Origin of the sequence: Rubrivirga litoralis (assembly GCF_031846415.1) — a bacterium.
Lineage (GTDB): Bacteria > Bacteroidota > Rhodothermia > Rhodothermales > Rubricoccaceae > Rubrivirga > Rubrivirga litoralis.
This window is the reverse complement of record NZ_JAVRHT010000030.1, coordinates 25,791-41,772: the sequence shown is the minus strand read 5'-3', so window position 1 is coordinate 41,772 and position 15,982 is coordinate 25,791. Positions and strand designations below refer to the sequence as shown.

General features: G+C 75.1%; 12 protein-coding genes and 1 pseudogene. 3 read left to right on the top strand and 10 right to left on the bottom strand.

The window, feature by feature from the left end:
• Positions 1-138 precede the first annotated feature (138 nt).
• From RM540_RS12345 to RM540_RS12335, 3 genes are all read left to right on the top strand, one after another.
• The gene (locus RM540_RS12345) at positions 139-273 is read left to right on the top strand and encodes a hypothetical protein (protein WP_311664519.1); all 135 of its coding nucleotides are present in this window, start codon (positions 139-141) and stop codon (positions 271-273) included.
• 232 nt (positions 274-505) lie between these two features.
• A complete protein-coding gene (locus RM540_RS12340; protein ID WP_311664517.1) occupies positions 506-2,560 on the top strand; it encodes a peptidylprolyl isomerase in 2,055 nt (684 codons plus the stop codon).
• A gap of 188 nt (positions 2,561-2,748) precedes the next feature.
• Positions 2,749-4,095 carry a peptidylprolyl isomerase gene (locus tag RM540_RS12335; protein ID WP_311664515.1) on the top strand — a complete coding sequence of 449 codons (1,347 nt, stop codon included), beginning with the start codon at positions 2,749-2,751 and terminating at the stop codon, positions 4,093-4,095.
• A gap of 588 nt (positions 4,096-4,683) precedes the next feature.
• Here RM540_RS12335 and RM540_RS12330 read toward each other — a convergent pair.
• From RM540_RS12330 to RM540_RS12285, 10 genes and pseudogenes are all read right to left on the bottom strand, one after another.
• Positions 4,684-7,590: pseudogene (locus RM540_RS12330) on the bottom strand (AAA family ATPase); the annotation flags it as partial.
• Positions 7,591-8,050: 460 nt separating this feature from the next.
• Positions 8,051-8,632 (bottom strand): CvpA family protein, encoded by a 582-nt coding sequence (locus RM540_RS12325; RefSeq protein ID WP_311664511.1) that lies wholly within the window; start codon positions 8,630-8,632, stop codon positions 8,051-8,053.
• A 3-nt stretch (positions 8,633-8,635) separates the two neighbouring features.
• Positions 8,636-9,079, bottom strand: coding sequence for a GatB/YqeY domain-containing protein (locus RM540_RS12320; RefSeq protein WP_311664509.1), 444 nt, complete (start codon positions 9,077-9,079; stop codon positions 8,636-8,638).
• 193 nt (positions 9,080-9,272) lie between these two features.
• Positions 9,273-10,313 carry a bifunctional phosphoglucose/phosphomannose isomerase gene (locus RM540_RS12315; protein ID WP_311664507.1) on the bottom strand — a complete coding sequence of 347 codons (1,041 nt, stop codon included), beginning with the start codon at positions 10,311-10,313 and terminating at the stop codon, positions 9,273-9,275.
• A 62-nt stretch (positions 10,314-10,375) separates the two neighbouring features.
• Positions 10,376-12,340 (bottom strand): phosphoenolpyruvate--protein phosphotransferase, encoded by a 1,965-nt coding sequence (gene ptsP / locus RM540_RS12310; RefSeq protein WP_311664505.1) that lies wholly within the window; start codon positions 12,338-12,340, stop codon positions 10,376-10,378.
• A complete protein-coding gene (locus RM540_RS12305) occupies positions 12,337-12,606 on the bottom strand; it encodes an HPr family phosphocarrier protein (RefSeq protein ID WP_311664503.1) in 270 nt (89 codons plus the stop codon). The genes ptsP and RM540_RS12305 overlap by 4 nt, the downstream gene beginning before the upstream one ends.
• 118 nt (positions 12,607-12,724) lie before the next feature.
• Positions 12,725-13,705, bottom strand: coding sequence for a polyprenyl synthetase family protein (locus tag RM540_RS12300; RefSeq protein ID WP_311664501.1), 981 nt, complete (start codon positions 13,703-13,705; stop codon positions 12,725-12,727).
• 129 nt (positions 13,706-13,834) lie between these two features.
• The gene (locus tag RM540_RS12295; protein WP_311664499.1) at positions 13,835-14,485 is read right to left on the bottom strand and encodes an adenylate kinase; all 651 of its coding nucleotides are present in this window, start codon (positions 14,483-14,485) and stop codon (positions 13,835-13,837) included.
• 106 nt (positions 14,486-14,591) lie between these two features.
• On the bottom strand, positions 14,592-15,239 hold the full coding sequence (locus RM540_RS12290; protein ID WP_311664497.1) for a hypothetical protein: 648 nt from the start codon (positions 15,237-15,239) through the stop codon (positions 14,592-14,594).
• Between the two features lie 44 nt (positions 15,240-15,283).
• Entirely contained in the window at positions 15,284-15,982 is a 699-nt protein-coding gene (locus RM540_RS12285; protein WP_311664495.1) for a phage holin family protein, read from the bottom strand.

The following is a 15,982-nucleotide window of genomic DNA, read 5'->3' as shown; positions in this document are numbered from 1 at the left end:
AAGGGGAGTACTAGTTGACCACCCGCCGCCGCGCCCTCGACCGAAGGGCCTGCTGGCGCTTGGACCTCCTCCGGGCCATGTGCTACCCAGCCTCGTCCGTCGCCCCGACCGTCACAACAACCTCAATTGGCCCCGCCCATGCTCGTCCTCGCCGCCCTCCTCGCCGCCGCCGCCGGTGGCGCGACGGCCACCGCTGTCCTCGTCACCCTCTGCCGCCTCGCCGGCCCCGACCCCATCGCCGAGCCCGAGCCCGAGGACGCCGCCTTCGCCTGACACGCCCCCGCTCCCGTGTTGTCCCTCGCTCTCCGCCGGACGTACTCTAGAGCATCGTCCCACCATGCCCGCGTGGCGCTCGCCCGGATCGCCACGTCTCAATCCTCAGCCACCCCGGAAGGTGGCTGCTAAGGTGCAGATTCGCGCAGGATCGCCAATCTATTCTACCCTGCCACTAGCTTCGGTTGGCCCCCATGAGGTCCCGCGCCGTTCCCCCACCCCGCCCCCGGGTATGACCGCCAGCCGCCCCGCTCTGACCCCGTCGTCCCTGACCGGGATCGCCGCCCTCGCCCTGGTCGCCGTCGCCGCCGGGTGCTCCGGGAGCCGCCCCGCCCCGGACGCCGACCGCCCCGGCGGCGACCGCCCCGCCCTCGCCGCCGACGGCACGCCCGTCGTGGCGACGTGGACCGCCGACACGCTCTCGCTCGCCGAGCTCGACACGCTCTACGCCGACGCCGGCGAGGCCGTCGGCGACTCGGGACAGACGCCCACCGAGCGCCGCCGCGACTTTCTCGACCGCTACGTCGACTTCCGGCTCAAGGTGCTCGCGGCGCGGGAGGCCGGCTACGACCGCGACTCGGCCTACGTCGCCGAGGTGGCCGACTACCGCGACCAGCTGGCTGGCCCGTACTTCACCGACCGCCGCGTGCTCGACGCCGTCGTCCGCGACCTGTACGACAAGCAGGCCGAGGAGGTCGAGGTAAGCCACATCCTGCTCCCCCTCGACCGGACGGCCTCGGCCGCCGACTCGGCCGCCGCGTTCGCGCGGGCCGCGGCGCTCCGCGACTCCATCGAGGCCGGGCTGATCCCGTTCGCCGCCGCCGCCACCCGCTACTCCGTCGACCCGTCGGTGCGGCAAAACCGGGGCGCGCTCGGCTACCTCACCGGTGGCCGCACGATCCTCCCGTTCGAGGACGTCGCCTACGACACGCCGGTGGGCCAGATCGGCGGGCCGGTGCGGACGCCGTTCGGGGTCCACCTCGTGCGCGTGACCGACCGCCAGGCGCGCCGGCCCGACATCGCCGCCCGGCACATCCTGATCTCGCCCGATAGCCTCGTCTCGCCCGACTCCGCCCGCGCCCTCGTCGCCTCGCTCCGCGAGCGCGTCCTGGCCGGAGAGGACTTTGCCGCGCTCGCCCGCGAGTACTCCGACGACACCGGCTCGGGCGGGCGGGGCGGCGACCTGGGCACGTTCGGGCGCGGGCGGATGGTGGCCCCGTTCGAGCAGGCCGCGTTCGGGCTCCAGGCCGTCGGCGACGTGTCGGAGCCGGTCGAGACCCAGTTCGGGTGGCACCTGATCCAGCTTACCGAGCTCCCCGAGCGGCCGACTTACGACGAGGCCTACGACGAGCTCCGCGGGCTCGCCGAGCGGCTCCCGCGGACGGCCATCAAGCGCCGCGAGTTGGGCCGCGAGTTTTTCCGCGAGAACGGCGGCACGTACGACGAGACCGTGCTCCGCGAGGCCATCGCGGCGCTCCCGGCCGACTCGCTCGTCGAGGCCATCCGCGAGGGTGGCTTCCCGCCGGCCCAGGCCGAGCGCGTGTTCGCCACGCTCGCCGACTCGACGTACCGCGTGGGCCGGCTCGCGCCCGTCTACAGGTCGGTCCGGTTCGGGGAGGCGCCGGAGCGCGAGATGCTCGACGTAGCCCGGCTGTGGCTCGACGACCGGGCCGTCGACCAGGCCGTGGCCGAGCTCGAGCGGCGCGACCCCGAGTTCGCCCGCGTCCTCCGCAGCTACGCCGACGGCGTCCTCCTTTTCCGTGTCGCCGAAGACAGCGTGTGGACGCCGGCCCGCGACGACGAGGCCGGGCTCCGAGCAGTGTTCGACGCCCGATCCGGCCAGTTCCGGTTCCCCGAGCGCCGCCGGGTCCTCGCGCTCCGCGCGCCGCAGGACTCGCTCCTCCGCGCGGCCGGCGCGCTCGTCGACGCGGGCACGGCGCCGGCCGAGGCCGCGGCCCAGGTGGGCGGCGTCCGCGTCGACACCGTGTTCGTGGCCGACTCGACAGGCTCCACGCTCGACGCCGCGCTCGGCCTCGCCGTCGGCGGGCGGACCGGCGTGGTCGGCGAGGCGCGGACGCGGGCGGTCTACGTGCTCGACGGGATCGAGCCGCCCCGCCCCAAGACGTTCGACGAGGCCCGCGCCGACCTCGTGGGCCGCTACCAGGACGAGGTCGAGGATGCCTGGGAAGCCCGGCTCCGGGCGCGCTACGACGCCCGCACCTACCCCGACCGCGTCACCGCCCCGCCCGCGGGCGGGGCGGGGCCATCCGGCGCGGACCGGCAATAAAGGGCGGGGCAGACCGTGTCTCCGCCCGCTCCCCGACACCGCCCCGCCCCCGCCGCCATACCGCGGCGGCGACCGGACCCCGGACGAGCACGCCTCCTCCACGCCGCCCGAACAGCCCCGAACGCGCGGGAGGAGGGCGCCCCCGTTCCGAGCCCGCTGACCACCCCGCCCCCGTGCTCCGCTCCACCATGCGCTCTCTCGTCCTCGCCGCCCTCGTTGCCCTCCCGGCGCTCGCCGCCGCCGCGCAGCCCGTGCCGCCCGGCACGCGGCTCGACGGGATCGCCGCCGTCGTCGGCGACCAGGTCGTCCTGTACTCCGAGGTCGACGCGCTCGCCCCGCAGCTCGCGCAGGGCGAGCCGGTCACGGACGACCTGTGGAGCCGAGCGCTCGACCGGCTCGTCGGCCAGCGCGTCGTGATCTCCCAGGCCCGCCAGGACACGACGATCTCGGTCACCGAGGCGCGCGTGACGCGGGCGGCCCAGGAGCAGGTGGCCCGGCTCGCGCAGCAGGCGGGCGGGGAGGCCCAGCTCGAGGCCGCCTACGGCCGGACGCTGGGCGAGATCGAGACGTCGCTCCGCGACGACGTCCGCGACGAGATCCTGCTCCAGACGCTCCAGCAGCGGCGGATGCAGGGCGTGACCGTCACGCCGGGCGAGGTCCAGTCGTGGTTCTCCCAGATCCCGCAGGCCGACCGGCCCGAGGTCCCCGAGCTGGTCCGAGTGGCCCACATCGTCCAGGTCCCGGCCCCCGACGAGACGGCCAAGGCCGAGCGGCGGGCGCTCCTCCAGTCCCTCCGCGACTCGGTCGTGTCCGGCCAGGCGACGATCGAGGAGCTCGCCAACCGCTACTCGACGGACCCCGGCAACACGGGCCGCGACGGGACCAAAAACGGCGGGCTCTACACCGACCTCCGCCTGAGCGAAGTCGAGGCCCGGTTCCGCGCGGCGACGGCGGCGCTCGAGCCCGGCGAGTACTCGCAGGTCATCGAGACGCCGTTCGGGTACCACCTTATCCGGCTCAACGAGCTCGAGGGTGACCGCGTCTCGTTCAACCACATCCTGCTCGACATCCCGTCGGGCGCGCGCGAGGCCGAGCAAGCGCGCGAGACGCTCCTCGTGCTCCGCGACTCGGTCCTCGCCGGCGTCCCCTTCGAGGGCGTCGCGCGGCGGAACTCCGAGGACCCGTACAGCGCCCAGCGCGGCGGGTTCGTGTCGGACCCGGAGTCGGGCCAGCGCGACCTCAACGTGGACGGGCTCGGGGCGCAGTGGAAGGCGACGATCGACTCGCTCGACGTCGGCGAGATCAGCGAGCCCGCGCCGGTCAAGCTCCTCGACCAGACCGACGCCTACCACGTCGTCCTGCTCCAAAAGCGGACGCCGGCCCACACGCTCTCGGTCGCCGACGACTACGCGCTGCTGAGCCAGTACGCGCTCCAGGACAAGCGGCTGCGTGCACAGCAGGAGTGGGTCGACGACCTCCGCCGCAGGGTCTACGTCGACGTCCGCGCCCCGCGCTACGAGCCGGCCGGCGGCTAGCGACGCGTCGCAAGGAGTCTGACGGGCTCGGCTCGGGCGGGGCGGTCCGGGAGGAGTCCCCCTCCTGGTCAGGAGGGGACAGGGGTGGTTGTCGAGCCGAGCACCAACCCGTCAGACAAGCTGTGGAGAAGCACTAGCGGCGGGATGCTGCTCCCGCCCCGCCCCGCGAGAACGGCCGTCCGCCACCGGACGGGGCGGTCGTGGCCGAGGGCGGGGCGGCCGACTCTCTCCCGCCCCGCCGCCGGGCCGCAGAGCCTGTGGAGAGCGCAGCTGACGCGCGGCCACTGCTGACGAACCCCGGAGGCCCGTGCTACGAGGCTCCCTCGCAGTGCCAGCGCAGCCGGGATGAGGGGCGCTCCGGGCGGGGCAGCCCAGGCCCCCGCCCCCACCACCCCGCCCGACGGAGCCGCCGGGGCAGGGCGGCGCGGCGCGGGCGGGGCGGCACTACACGCCCACCACGTCGAACGTCGAGCCCGTCACCGGCTCCTTGCGCACCTCGATGCGGACCGGGAACGCCGCCTTGATCTCGTCCAGGTGCGTGATGACGAGGATCGTGTCGAAGTCGTCCTGGATCTCGCGGATGGCGCCGATCAGGCTCTGCAGGCCCTCGGCGTCCTGCGTCCCGAACCCCTCGTCGATGACGAGCGTGCGGATCTGCGTGCCGGCCCGCTCAGCGAGCATCTGGCTGAGCGCGATGCGGAGCGCGAAGTTGACCCGGAAGGCTTCGCCGCCCGAGAACGTCTCGTACGACCGGGCGACGGACTGGCTGTCGGTGATCTTGATGTCGAGGGTCTCCTTGGTGCCCCCGCCGGTCTTTTTGTCCTTGAGCGTTTCGAGGGCCACGCGTGTGCGCCCGCCGCTGAGGCGCTCGAGCAGGTCGTTGGCCCGCGCCTCGATCTCCGGCAGCGTCTCCTCGATGATGAGCGACGGGATGCCGTGCTTGCCGAAGGCGCGCTTGAGGTGGCCGTAGAGCGCCCGCTCTTTCTTCGCCTCGCGGAGCTCCTTCCGTGTCGCCGTCAGGCGCTCGCGGTCGCGGGCGGCCCGGTCGAGCCGCTCGCTCAGCGCACCGCGCCGCGTGCGGGCGTCGGCCAGGCGGCGGGCGGCGTGCTCGCGGCGGGCGGCCGCCCCGCCCCGCTCGGCCTCGGCCGCGGCGCGGTCGGCGAGGCGCGCAGCGAGCGCCTCCAGGGCGGACCGCTTGGCGTCGGCCTCGGCGCCGATCGAGCGGCGCTCGTCGGCGAGCGCGGCCGAGCGCTCGGCCCACTCGGCGCGGCGGCGGCGGGCTTCGAGGAGCGCCGAGAGCCGGCGCGGCGCCTCGGCCAAGCGGTCCAGGTCGCGGCCGACCGACTCGTGCAGGGCGGCGTCGTAGCCCAGCGCGGCGGCCTGCGCCTCCAGCGCCTCCACCTTCTGACGCGTGGGCCGCGTGTGGGCGCCGGCGTCCAGCCGCTCGCGGAGCACGGCCAGCTCCTTTTCTTTGGCCGCGAGGTCCGCCTGCGTCTGGCGGAGGTGGGCCGCCGTCTGGTCGAGGTCGCGGAGCTCGGCCGCCCAGTGGTCCGCGAGCGCGGCGTCGCGGCGGACGGCGTCGTAGCGGGCCTCGTCGAACGGGCTCGCGTCGAGCACGTCGGCGTGCGTCGCGCGCTCGGCGCGGAGCTCGGCCCCGAACGCCCCGCCCTCGATCACGCCGCCCAGGCGGACCGCCTCGGCGCGGAGCTCGACGAGCCGGGCCTCGCCCGCGGCCCGGCGCTCGGCTTGGTCCGCCGCCGCGGCGCGCGCGCGCGCCGCCGTCTCGCCCGCCTCGACGGCCGCCTTGAACTGGCCAAAGTCGGCGCGGAGCGCGTCGCGGGCCTCGGCCGCCGCCGTCCGCCCCGCCCGCGCCTCGGCCGCCTGCGCGTCGAGCGCGGCGATCTCGCGGTCGTAGTCGGCCGCCACGTCGGCGCGGTGGGCGTCCGTGAGCGGGGTCCCGCACGTCGGGCACGCCTCGTCTTGGGACGTCGCGATCCGCTCGCGCCGGGCCGCGAGCGTCGCCCGGTCCGCGGCCAGCGTCTCCAACCGCGCCTCCAGCGTCTGGACCGTCGCCGAGAGCTCGACGCCCCGCTCGCGCGTCGCCTCCAGCTTGGTGCGCGCCGCCCCGCCCTCGGCGACCGACGCGTCGAGCGCCGCGAGATCGGGCGGGGCGGCCCCGTTGAGGTCGGCCTTGAGCCGCTTCCCCTCGTTCACGATCGCCGCGTGCTGGCCCACGAGCGCGCCGCGGTCGGCCGCGAGCTGCTTGTCGATGGCGTCGATCCGCCGCCGCGCCGCGTCGCGCGTCTGGCGGACCGCCTCCAGCGCCTTCGCCTCCTCGACCGCCGCCCGCGCCGTAGCGAGCGCGGCCTCGGCGCGCGGCCGCCCCGCCAGCTTCCGCTCGTCTTCGCGGACCCCGTGCGTGAGCGTCTGAAGCCCGGCCTCGGCGCGCGTGATGTCGGCTTCGAGGGCCGCCGTCTGCTTTTGGAGGTCGAGCCGGAGCGCGTGGAGCTGCGCCTCGACGCCGCGGTAGAGCCCGGCCTTCTCGTCGAGCGCCGTCCGCTGGGTGCGGAGCGCTTCGTAGCGGGCGTGGTCCGCCTCGATCGTCTCGGCCTGGGCGATCAGGGCGTCGGCCTCGGCCGTTTTGCGGTCGAGGTCGGCCCGCTCCGCGTCCACCTTGGCCGTCCGGCCGTCGAGGTCCGCGAGCGCGGCGCGGAGGGCGTCGGCCTCGCGGGCGGCGGCGTCGAGGCCGGCCAGGCGCTCGGCCGCCTTCGCCTCGGCGGCGGCGGCGGCGGCGTGCTCGGCCTCGACCTCTCCGATGTGCGCGTCGAGCGCGTCGCGGTCCGCCGTCCACTCGGCCTCGTGTTCGAGGGCCGCGACGAGCCGCTCGGCCTCGGTTTCGAGCGCCGCGCACCGCTCGCGGAGCGAGCTCCACCGCCGCCCCGCCCGCTGCGCCATGCGGTCGTAGCGGTCGAGCGCGAGGATTTTGGCGAGGATCTCCTTCCGCTCGCTCGGCTTCTTCTTGGTGAACTCGTCGGACCGCCCCTGGAGCAGGAACGTCGAGTTGATGAACGTCTCGTAGTCGATCCCCACGCGCTCGTCGATCTGCGCCTGCGTCTCCTTGACCGACCCGCCGGTGAGGGCCTGCCAGCCGTCGCCGTCGCGGACTTGCAGTTCGAGCCCGGGCTTCGACGTCTTCCCGCTCTTCGACTGCGCGTAGCTGCGGACGACGCGGTACTCCGCCCCGCCCGCGCGGAACGCGAAGTCGACCTCCATCGAGCGCGCGCCGACGCGGAGCAGCTCCTCGTCCGGCTTGCGCAGGTCGGCCGACTTGCGGGCCTCGCCCCAGAGCGCCCACGTCATGGCGTCGAGCAGCGCGCTCTTGCCCTGCCCGTTCCCGCCCGAGAGGCAGGCCACGTGGAGCCCCTCGAAGTCGAGCGCCGGGGCGCTCTCGCCGTAGGAGAGGAAGTTGCGGAGCTGGAGCCGTGTCGGGACCATTTTTTGGGTTGCAATAACAGGCGTGAATCTACGCCCGCGAGGTGCCCGCCCCGTGTCAGCGGCGAGCGGAAGATCCCCACCCCGCCCGCCGCGCGCGAGGGCGGGGCGGCCGCCGTAGGGGCGACCGGTGGTCGCCCTTGCGGGCGGGGCGGCGGTCGTAGCGGCGTTGCATGCAACGCCGTCAGGTGCGGCGAATGGGCGGGGCGGACACCGGGCGGGGCGGTGCTGGTCGGAACCGCCTCGCCCGCCCGACAACCACCCCGCCCTTTGGGTCCTAGCCCCTCTTGGCTGCGCCGACGCTGCGCGGTGTCCAGGAGGGGAACGGCCGCCGCTCGGGTCGCCCTCCTGCCCCACCCCGCCCGGACAGTCTGCCGCGGGCGGGGCGGCCCGTCCGAACGCCCTCCCCCACCCCGCCCTCTGCCCGTTCCCAGTTCCTATTTCCCAGTTCCCACTCCCCCCCCTACTCCAGCCGTTCCTCGCCCGTCACCGCCTCGGGCTCCCCCTCGTGCCACGTGTTGAACTTGTCGACCAGCGCGGCCTGGAGCCCCGGCGTCACGGCGCGGACGGCGCCCCAGACCTCGGGCGCCAACGCCTCGACCGGCCCGTAAAGCACGGACGCCTCCCGCGTCTCGGCGCTCACGATGACCGGGCCGCCGCCGGGGATCGGCGCGTAGCCCGTCGCCAGCAGCAGGACGCTGAGTCCGAACGCGGCGCGGAGCCCGCCGACCGCCCCGCCCGCGAGCCGGTCGACGCCGCCCAGGCGGACGGCCTCGGCCGCCTTGCGGAGCACGTGCGCCGCCACGGTCAGCGCGACGACGACGGCGGCGACGACGGCCACGAACCCGAGCACCGGCGCCAGCCGCTCGCTCACACCCAGCCCTGCCGCGACGCCGGCGCCGACCGGCTCCATGAGCGCGGTCGCCGCGATGAACGCGAACACCCAGCCGACCGTCCCGACGACCTGCGCGAGCGCGCCCGTCCGCAGCCCGCGCCACACGCCGACGGCGAGGACGAGCCCGAGGATCAGGTCGAGGCGGCCCACGCGCTAGGCGCCGAGCAGCTCGCGGACGACGGCCTGCACGCGCGAGCCCTCGGCCCGCCCGCGGAGGTCGCTCATGGCCTCGCCCATCACGCGGCCCATGTCCTTCATCGTCGTCGCCCCGGTCCGCTGCACGATGGCCTGGACGGCCGCGTAGATGTCCTCGTCGGTCGCCTGGGCGGGGAGGTACTGCTCGATGTAGCCAAGCTCTTCGGCCTCGCGCTCGGCGAGGTCGTCGCGGCCGGCGTCGGTGAACTGCGCGTACGAGTCGCGCCGCTGCTTGGCCTGCTTCGCCACGATCTGGACGAGGTCGTCGGCCGAGGCCGGACCCGTGCCGGCCTTTTCGCGCTCGATGATGGCGGCCTGGATCGAGCGGATCGCGCTCATCCGCACGATCTCCTTGGCGCGCATGGCGTCTTTGAGGTCGCGGGCAAGCTGTTCCTTGAGCATGGTGGGGGGTGTGGAGTGGAGAAAGGTACGGGCGGGGCGGGGGCCGGCGGGGTACGGGGTACGGGGTACGGGGTACGGGGTACGGGAAGATGACGGCCGCCCCGCCCGCCGGCGCGAGGGCGGGGTGGTGAGACGCCATGGAGTTTTCCGCCCCGCCCTCACGTACCCTGTACCGAGTACCCCGTACCCGACTCTACGCCAGCGTCTTCTTGAGCTGCTGGATCGTCTCGACCGGCGTCGGGTCGACGTTCTTGCGGAGCGCGAGCCAGAGGCTGGCCCAGTCGCCGTACTGGACGAGCGAGAGCATCCGGCTGAGCCGCGAGTCGCCGTCGGTCTCGACCTCGTGCCACCCGCCGACGGAGCCCTCGACGAGCCGACGCGTGGCGTCGAACCGCTTCTGGATCTGGGCGTGGTCGTCGCGGTCGCGGAGCACGACGACCTGCATGGTCGAGAGGACATCCTCGGGACCCGACTCGAACCCCATGATCTCGTTGTGGTCGAGCTCGGGGAAGACGTTCCCGACCGCCGGGTGCTTTGCGTTCTCGTTGATCTGCGTCTGCCACCGCATGCCGACCGCCTCCAGCAGCCCGACGCCGCGGTAGACGACCGGGAGCGCGCCGACGAACGCGGCCGAGAGGTCACGCGGCGCGTTGCCGTCCTCATCCTGGTCGTACCGCCCCGCCCGGTCGCGCGCGGCCGCGAGCGCGTCGTCCACGACGCCGTCCGGGAGGTCCGTCAGCTTCATCGATCGTGCGAGGCGGAGCAGGACGCCCAGCGAGTAGCCCAGGGCCGCGCGCGGCTGGAGGCCGCCCGGGATCGTGACGGTCCGGTCTGCGTCGGCCCGCTCCGACAGCGTGCCGCCCGACGTGACGGCGACGATCTGGGCGCCCCGCTCCGTCGCCTCGCCGAAGGCGCTCAGCGTCTCCTCGGTCCCGCCCGAGTAGCTCGACGCGACGACGAGCGTCTTCTCGCTCACCCACCCGGGCAGCGTGTACCCGCGGTTGACGACGAACGGGAGCGGCGACGACGGCTCGACGAGCGTGCGAACGAGGTCGCCGCCGATGGCCGACCCGCCCATCCCGCACACGACGACGCCGTTCAGCGACGACGCGTCGAGGTCGAACGACTCGACCGCCCCGCCCCGCTCCCACCCCTCCTGGAGGTGGTCGGGGTGCGCGCGGACGGCGGCGCGCATGTCGTCGGGGTCGGGGGCGGTGGCTGCGATCTGGGGCATGAGAGAGGAGAGAGAGTGGAAGAGAAGAAAGGAGGTCGGGCGGGGCGGGGCGGCAGCTGCCCCTACGCCTCGCCCCCTTTACCCAGCCGGTCCGCCACGCGGTCCGCGAGCGAGCCGCGGGCGGGGCGGGCGTCGTCGAGGCCGAGCAGCGCGGCGAGGTCTTGGTTGTGGCAGGCGAGGAAGTAGTCGAGCAGGCGGCCGACCGAGGCCGCGTCGGGCTGGCGGAGCGCCCGGCGCGCGAGGTCCTGCGCCTCGTCGAGCGTGAACGCGCGGAGCACGCGCTTGACGAGCGAGAGGTAGGCCGGCGACGCGCTCAGCGACGTGACGCCGAGCCCCACGAGGAGCGGCGTCACGCGCGGGTCCGCCGCGACCTCGCCGCACACGGACACCGGGATGCCCGCCCCGCCCGCCGCCTCGACCGTCTGGCGCACGAGGCCCAGCACGGCGGGGTGGAGCTCGTGGTAGAGCCCGGCCACGAGGTCGTTCCCGCGGTCGACGGCCAGCGCGAACTGCGTGAGGTCGTTGGTGCCGACCGAGAAAAAGTCGACGTGGCGCGCGAACGTCGCGGCGAGCAGCGCCACCGATGGGACCTCGACCATGATCCCGAGCGGGAGGTCGGGCCGGTGGGCCACGCCCTCGGCCGCGAGCGCGTCGCACGTCTCCTGGTACACCCGCCGAAACTGGCGGACCTCCTCCAGCCCCGACACCATCGGGAGCAGGACGCGGGGCGGGGCGGCGTCGGGCGCCTCGACGGCGGCGCGGAGGAGCGCGCGGAGCTGCGGGCGCAGGAGGTCCGGCTTGTCGAGCAGGATGCGGAGGCCGCGCCACCCGAGCGCCGGGTTCGCCTCGCGCCGCGACATGGGGAGCACCTTGTCGCCGCCCAGGTCCAGCAGCCGGAACGTGACGGCGTGCGGCGCCGCGGCCACGACGGCGTCGCGGTAGACCCGGTGCTGCTGGGCCTCGTCGAGCGCACGGCCCTGCGTGAGGAACAGCATCTCCGTGCGGAACAGGCCGATGCCCTCGGCGCCGTACTCGTGGAGGAGCGGGAATTCCTCCCGGAACTCGACGTTCGCCTGGAGCGCGACCGCGTGGCCGTCGCGCGTCTCTGACGGCGCGGCCGCGACCTCGGCGCGGTCCTCGGAGAGCCGCGCGAACCGCTCGGCCTTGGCCTCGGCCGCCGCCCGCGTCTCGCCCGTGGGCCGCACCGTCACGGTCCCCGAGAACCCGTCGACGACGACCGTGTCGCCGGCCTCGACGCGGCCGGCCAGCCCGTGCAGGCTGACGACGGCGGGGACGCCCAGCGCCCGGGCCATGATCGCCACGTGCGATGTCGGCCCGCCAAAGTCCATCACGACGGCGAGCACGCCGTGGCGGCTAAACAAGAGCACGTCGGCGGCCGAGAGCCGCTCGGCGACCACGACCCGGTCGCGGTCGATCCGGGACACGGCCCGGCCCTGCTGGAGGTTGCGGAGCACGCGGTCCTGCACGTCCAGGAAGTCGGCGGCCCGCTCGCGGAGCGCGGCGCTGGGGCTGGACTCGAGCCGCCGCCGGAGCGCCTCCATCACCGACTGCACGGCCCACCCCGCCCCCTGCCGCCCGTCGCGGATGCGCTCGGCGACGGCGTCGTAAAACTGGGGGTCGCGGAGGATCAGGGCCTGGGCGTCGAAGATGCCGGCCGAGCCCGCGCCCAGCTTCTGGCGGGCCACGAGGCCGACCTTTTTCAGCTCCCGCTCGCTCCGCGCGACGGCCCGCTCGAAGCGGCCCAGCTCCGCCTCCACGGCGTCGGCGTCGAGGTGCTCGGGCTCGGCCTGGTAGCCGCCGCCGGCGTAGAGGTACGCCTCGCCGACGGTCACGCCCGGCGCCACGCCGATGCCCTCGACGCGGAGCTCGTCCCGCCCCGCCCCGTTCGGCGAGATCGGGCCTCCAGCGGCGTCCGCCGCCCCGCTCGGGCGGGGCGGGGCGGGCGTCGTCTCGCTGAGCGGCGGCCCGCCGGTCGGCAGCCCGTCGGGCGGGGCGGCGCCGGTCACAGGGCCTCGCCGAAGCCGCGCTCGAACAGGTCCGCTAGGGCGTCGGCCGCGGCGTCCTCGTCGGGGCCGTCGAACAGGAGCTCCAGCGTGGCCCCCTGCTCAGCGGCCAGCGTCATCACGCCGATGATGCTCTTCCCGTTGATCTCGTAGCCGTCCTTCTTGATAAAGAACTCGGACGAGAACCGCGACGCCTCGCGGACGATCATCGACGCCGGCCGCGTGTGGACGCCGGCCCGGTTCCTGACGGTGACCTCGCGAGTGAGCATGGGGACGGGGGTGGCGCGGGCGGGGCGGCGAAGATACGGGGCGCGCAGCGGTACCCCGGAGGGCGGTGCGGGGTTCAGGACCGCCCCGCCCTCGCCGCCGAAGCGTGGGGCGGGGCGGCTAGGCAGCCCGCGTCGCCAGGCCGACGGCGAGCGCCCGGAGCGCGTCGGCCGCCGGGCCGTCGGGGAGCACGTCGAGCGCCGCCCCGCCCCGCGCCGAGTAGTCGGCCACGGCGCGGGCGGCGTCGTCGAGCACGCCCAGTCGGGACATCCGGTCGCGGGCCTCGGGGACGGACGCGGCGGGGAGGCCGCCGTCGAGCGCGCGCGCGAGCCACGCCCGCTCGTCGCCCTCGGCGCGCTCGACGGCGCGGAGCGCGAGGTAGGCCTTTTTGCCTTCGACGAGGTCGCCCCCGATCGTCTTGCCCCAGCCGTCGCCCTCGGCCGTGAGGTCGAGGAGGTCGTCCTGGATCTGGAACGCGCGCCCGAGGAGCCGCCCCGCCCGGCGGAGCTCGGCCACGGCGTGCGCGTCCGCCCCGCCCACGAGGCCGCCGAGTTCGAGCGAGAGCTCCAGGAGCGCGCCCGTTTTGCGGTCGATCATGTCGAGGTAGTCGTCGACCGTCACGTCGGCGCGCGTCTCGAAGGCGAGGTCGAGCGTCTGGCCCTCGCAGAGCGCGGCGACCATGCGCGAGAACGACGCCAGCAGGCGGGCCACATCGGCGCCCTCGGTCTGGCCGAGGAGCTGGTACGAGAGCCCCATCATCAGGTCGCCCGCGAGGACCGCCGTCGGCACGTCCCACCGCTCGTGGACCGTCGGCCGCCCACGCCGGGTCGCCGCGTGGTCCATGATGTCGTCGTGGACGAGCGTGAAGTTGTGGAACGTCTCGACGGCGAGCGCCGCCGGCAGCGCCCGCGCGCGCGCCTCCGCCCCGCCCCACGCCTCGGCGGCGAGGACGACGAGGGCGGGGCGGACCCGCTTGCCGCCGCCGCCCAGCACGTAGCGGACCGGGTCGTACAGGCCGGCCGGCTGGGCGGGGAGGTCGAGCGCGCCGAGCGCGTCGTCGACCGTCTCCGCGATGTCGGCGAACGCCATCGTCTGGGTCACGGGTGACGGGTAATGGGTGATGAGCAGGAACGCATTCGACGGCGTCGTAAACGAGCGAGGCGTGGGAGGTGGGCGGGGCGGTCCGAGCCCGGGACTCCCGTCACTCATCGCCCGTCACTCTTCACTCATTCAGATGCCGCTCAGCCCGCGGTCCTCGGCGATGGCCTCGCCGACCCGCTCCTGAACCTCGTCCAGCGGACCCGTCCCATCGACCTCGAAAAAGCGGACGTGCGCGCGGAGCACGGCCTCGACCGGGGCCGTCTCGTCGTCGTACACGCCGAGCCGGTGGCGGACGGCGTCGGGCTGGTCGTCGGGCCGGTGGACGAGCCGCTCGGCCGGCACGTCGGCCGGGGGCGGGTTGAAGTCGAGGTGGTAGATGGACCCGGTCTCGGGGTCCGTCCGTCGCCGCGAGAGGCGGCCGACGAGGTCCTCGTGCGGCACGCGCAGGCTGATGACCGCGTCAAGCGGGGCGTCGTGCTCGGCGAGGTGGGCGAGCAGCCACCGGGCCTGCTCGACGGTCCGCGGGAACCCATCGAGCACGAACCGCTCGTAGCCCAGGGCCTCCAGCTTCTCGGCGACGACCGCGTTCGTCACGTCGTCGGGCACCAGCTGCCCCGCCTTAAGAAGACCGTCGACCTGCTCGCCGAGCGCCGTTTGGTCGTGGATCGCCTCGCGGAAGAGGTCGCCAGTCGAGACGTGGGTAAAGTCGTGATGGGCGGCGAGGCGCTTGGCCTGCGTGCCCTTGCCGGCGCCGGGCGGGCCGAAAAACGCGAGTCGCATCAGGAGGGAGAGGTGGGGATAGGAAGATAGAGGGGCGGAGCGCTGCCATCCCCGCCCCGCCCGCGCGAGACGGGCGGGGCGGTCGGCGGGCGGGGCGGCCCGAGCGCTAGGCGTCGTCGGCCGCGTCGGCGACGGCCGAGAACGTCTCCTCGTGGCCCGTCAGCCGCTGCGTGAGCAGGTCGAGCGCCGTCTTGGCCACGAAGCCGGCCGCCGCCTGGACGATGACCGTGCCCACGCCGCTCTCCGCGCTGGCCGCGCGCCGGGAGCGGGCCGCCTTCGGGGCGGGGTACACGGCGGGGACCGACCGGAGCACGGTCTGGAGCGCCCGGTCGGTGTCCTTGCCGCGACCGGCGACGAGCCGCGCGGCCGCGTCGAGGACGGCGTCGAGGCGGGCGCGCTCGAACGCGGCGCCGGCGTCGAAGCGGGCCTTCCGCTTGGACCGCTTGCGGAGCCCGCGGAGGAACCCGACGAGGACCGCCACCCCGCCCGCGGCGAGCGCGAGCGTCTCGGCGTGGTCGCGGACGGCCTGCGGGAGCGGCTGCCCGTCGACGGTGACGTCCGAGACGGTCGTCACCTCGTGCTTGAGCGCCTCCAGGTGGTACTCGATGTCCCGCTTCCGGGCGTCGAGGCGGGCGCGGATCTCGGCCGCCGGGAGCGGCCGCGTGTCGTGGTCGGGGTCGATCCGCTCGGGGACGCGGACGGGCGGGCTGGGGAGGGCGCCGGCGGGCGGCGTGGAGTCGGGGATCTCGGGCATGGGTCGGGGGGAGAGGGGCGGGCGGGGCGGCGCGGGACGGTCCGCTAGACGGCGGCGGCGCGGGCCTTGTCGGCCTCGGCCTCCTGGACCGACCGCACGGTCGGCGCGCCGGGGTTGATCTGGTCGCTCTCGGTGATCTTGGAGACGCGGGCGCGGGCCTCGATGGCCTGGTCCTCGTCCAGCTTCCGCTTCCCGATCCACGCCAGCACGCCGACGACGACGAACAGGAGCAGCGCCGTCACGAGCATGCCCAGCCACACGGACTCGAAGAGGGCGGCGAGCCCCCACGCGAGGGCGCCGAGCAGGAAGCCCAGCCCGTAGAGGGCCAGGACGCCGGCGGCAGCCAGGTACCCGATCGCGATCCCCTTCCGCTTGAGGCTCGCCTTGAGCTTGTCGATCGCCTCGCGGACCTCGGCCTTGGCCAGGTCGATGCGGAGCTCGACCCACTCCTTGAGGTCGGTCGAGAGCGACGAGACGTGGTCGCCGATCCGGGCCAGCTTGCCCTGGTGCGGCGGGAGCTGCCGGGACTCCGGCACCACGTCCGCCCCGCCCCCGGGGGGCACACCCCGGGGGGCGCCCCCGAGCGACGGCGGCGGCACGCGGGGCGGGGCCATCCCGGGCGGAGCGACAGCGGGCGGGGCCACTCCGGGCGGGGCCACCCGAGGCGGCTCGACGGCGGGCGGGGCGGGGTGGGACGTCGGCTCGACGGGGGCGGGGTCGTCGGGGAGGCGCGAGGCGGCCAT

Excerpts from the sequence above, each read along its gene's own strand:
- RM540_RS12345 (WP_311664519.1), top strand. The coding sequence starts at position 139 with ATGCTCGTCCTCGCCGCCCTCCTCGCCGCCGCCGCCGGTGGCGCGACG.
- RM540_RS12340 (WP_311664517.1), top strand. The coding sequence starts at position 506 with ATGACCGCCAGCCGCCCCGCTCTGACCCCGTCGTCCCTGACCGGGATC.
- RM540_RS12335 (WP_311664515.1), top strand. The coding sequence starts at position 2,749 with ATGCGCTCTCTCGTCCTCGCCGCCCTCGTTGCCCTCCCGGCGCTCGCC.
- RM540_RS12320 (WP_311664509.1), bottom strand. The coding sequence starts at position 9,079 with ATGCTCAAGGAACAGCTTGCCCGCGACCTCAAAGACGCCATGCGCGCC.
- RM540_RS12315 (WP_311664507.1), bottom strand. The coding sequence starts at position 10,313 with ATGCCCCAGATCGCAGCCACCGCCCCCGACCCCGACGACATGCGCGCC.
- RM540_RS12305 (WP_311664503.1), bottom strand. The coding sequence starts at position 12,606 with ATGCTCACTCGCGAGGTCACCGTCAGGAACCGGGCCGGCGTCCACACG.
- RM540_RS12295 (WP_311664499.1), bottom strand. The coding sequence starts at position 14,485 with ATGCGACTCGCGTTTTTCGGCCCGCCCGGCGCCGGCAAGGGCACGCAG.
- RM540_RS12290 (WP_311664497.1), bottom strand. The coding sequence starts at position 15,239 with ATGCCCGAGATCCCCGACTCCACGCCGCCCGCCGGCGCCCTCCCCAGC.
- RM540_RS12285 (WP_311664495.1), bottom strand. The coding sequence starts at position 15,982 with ATGGCCGCCTCGCGCCTCCCCGACGACCCCGCCCCCGTCGAGCCGACG.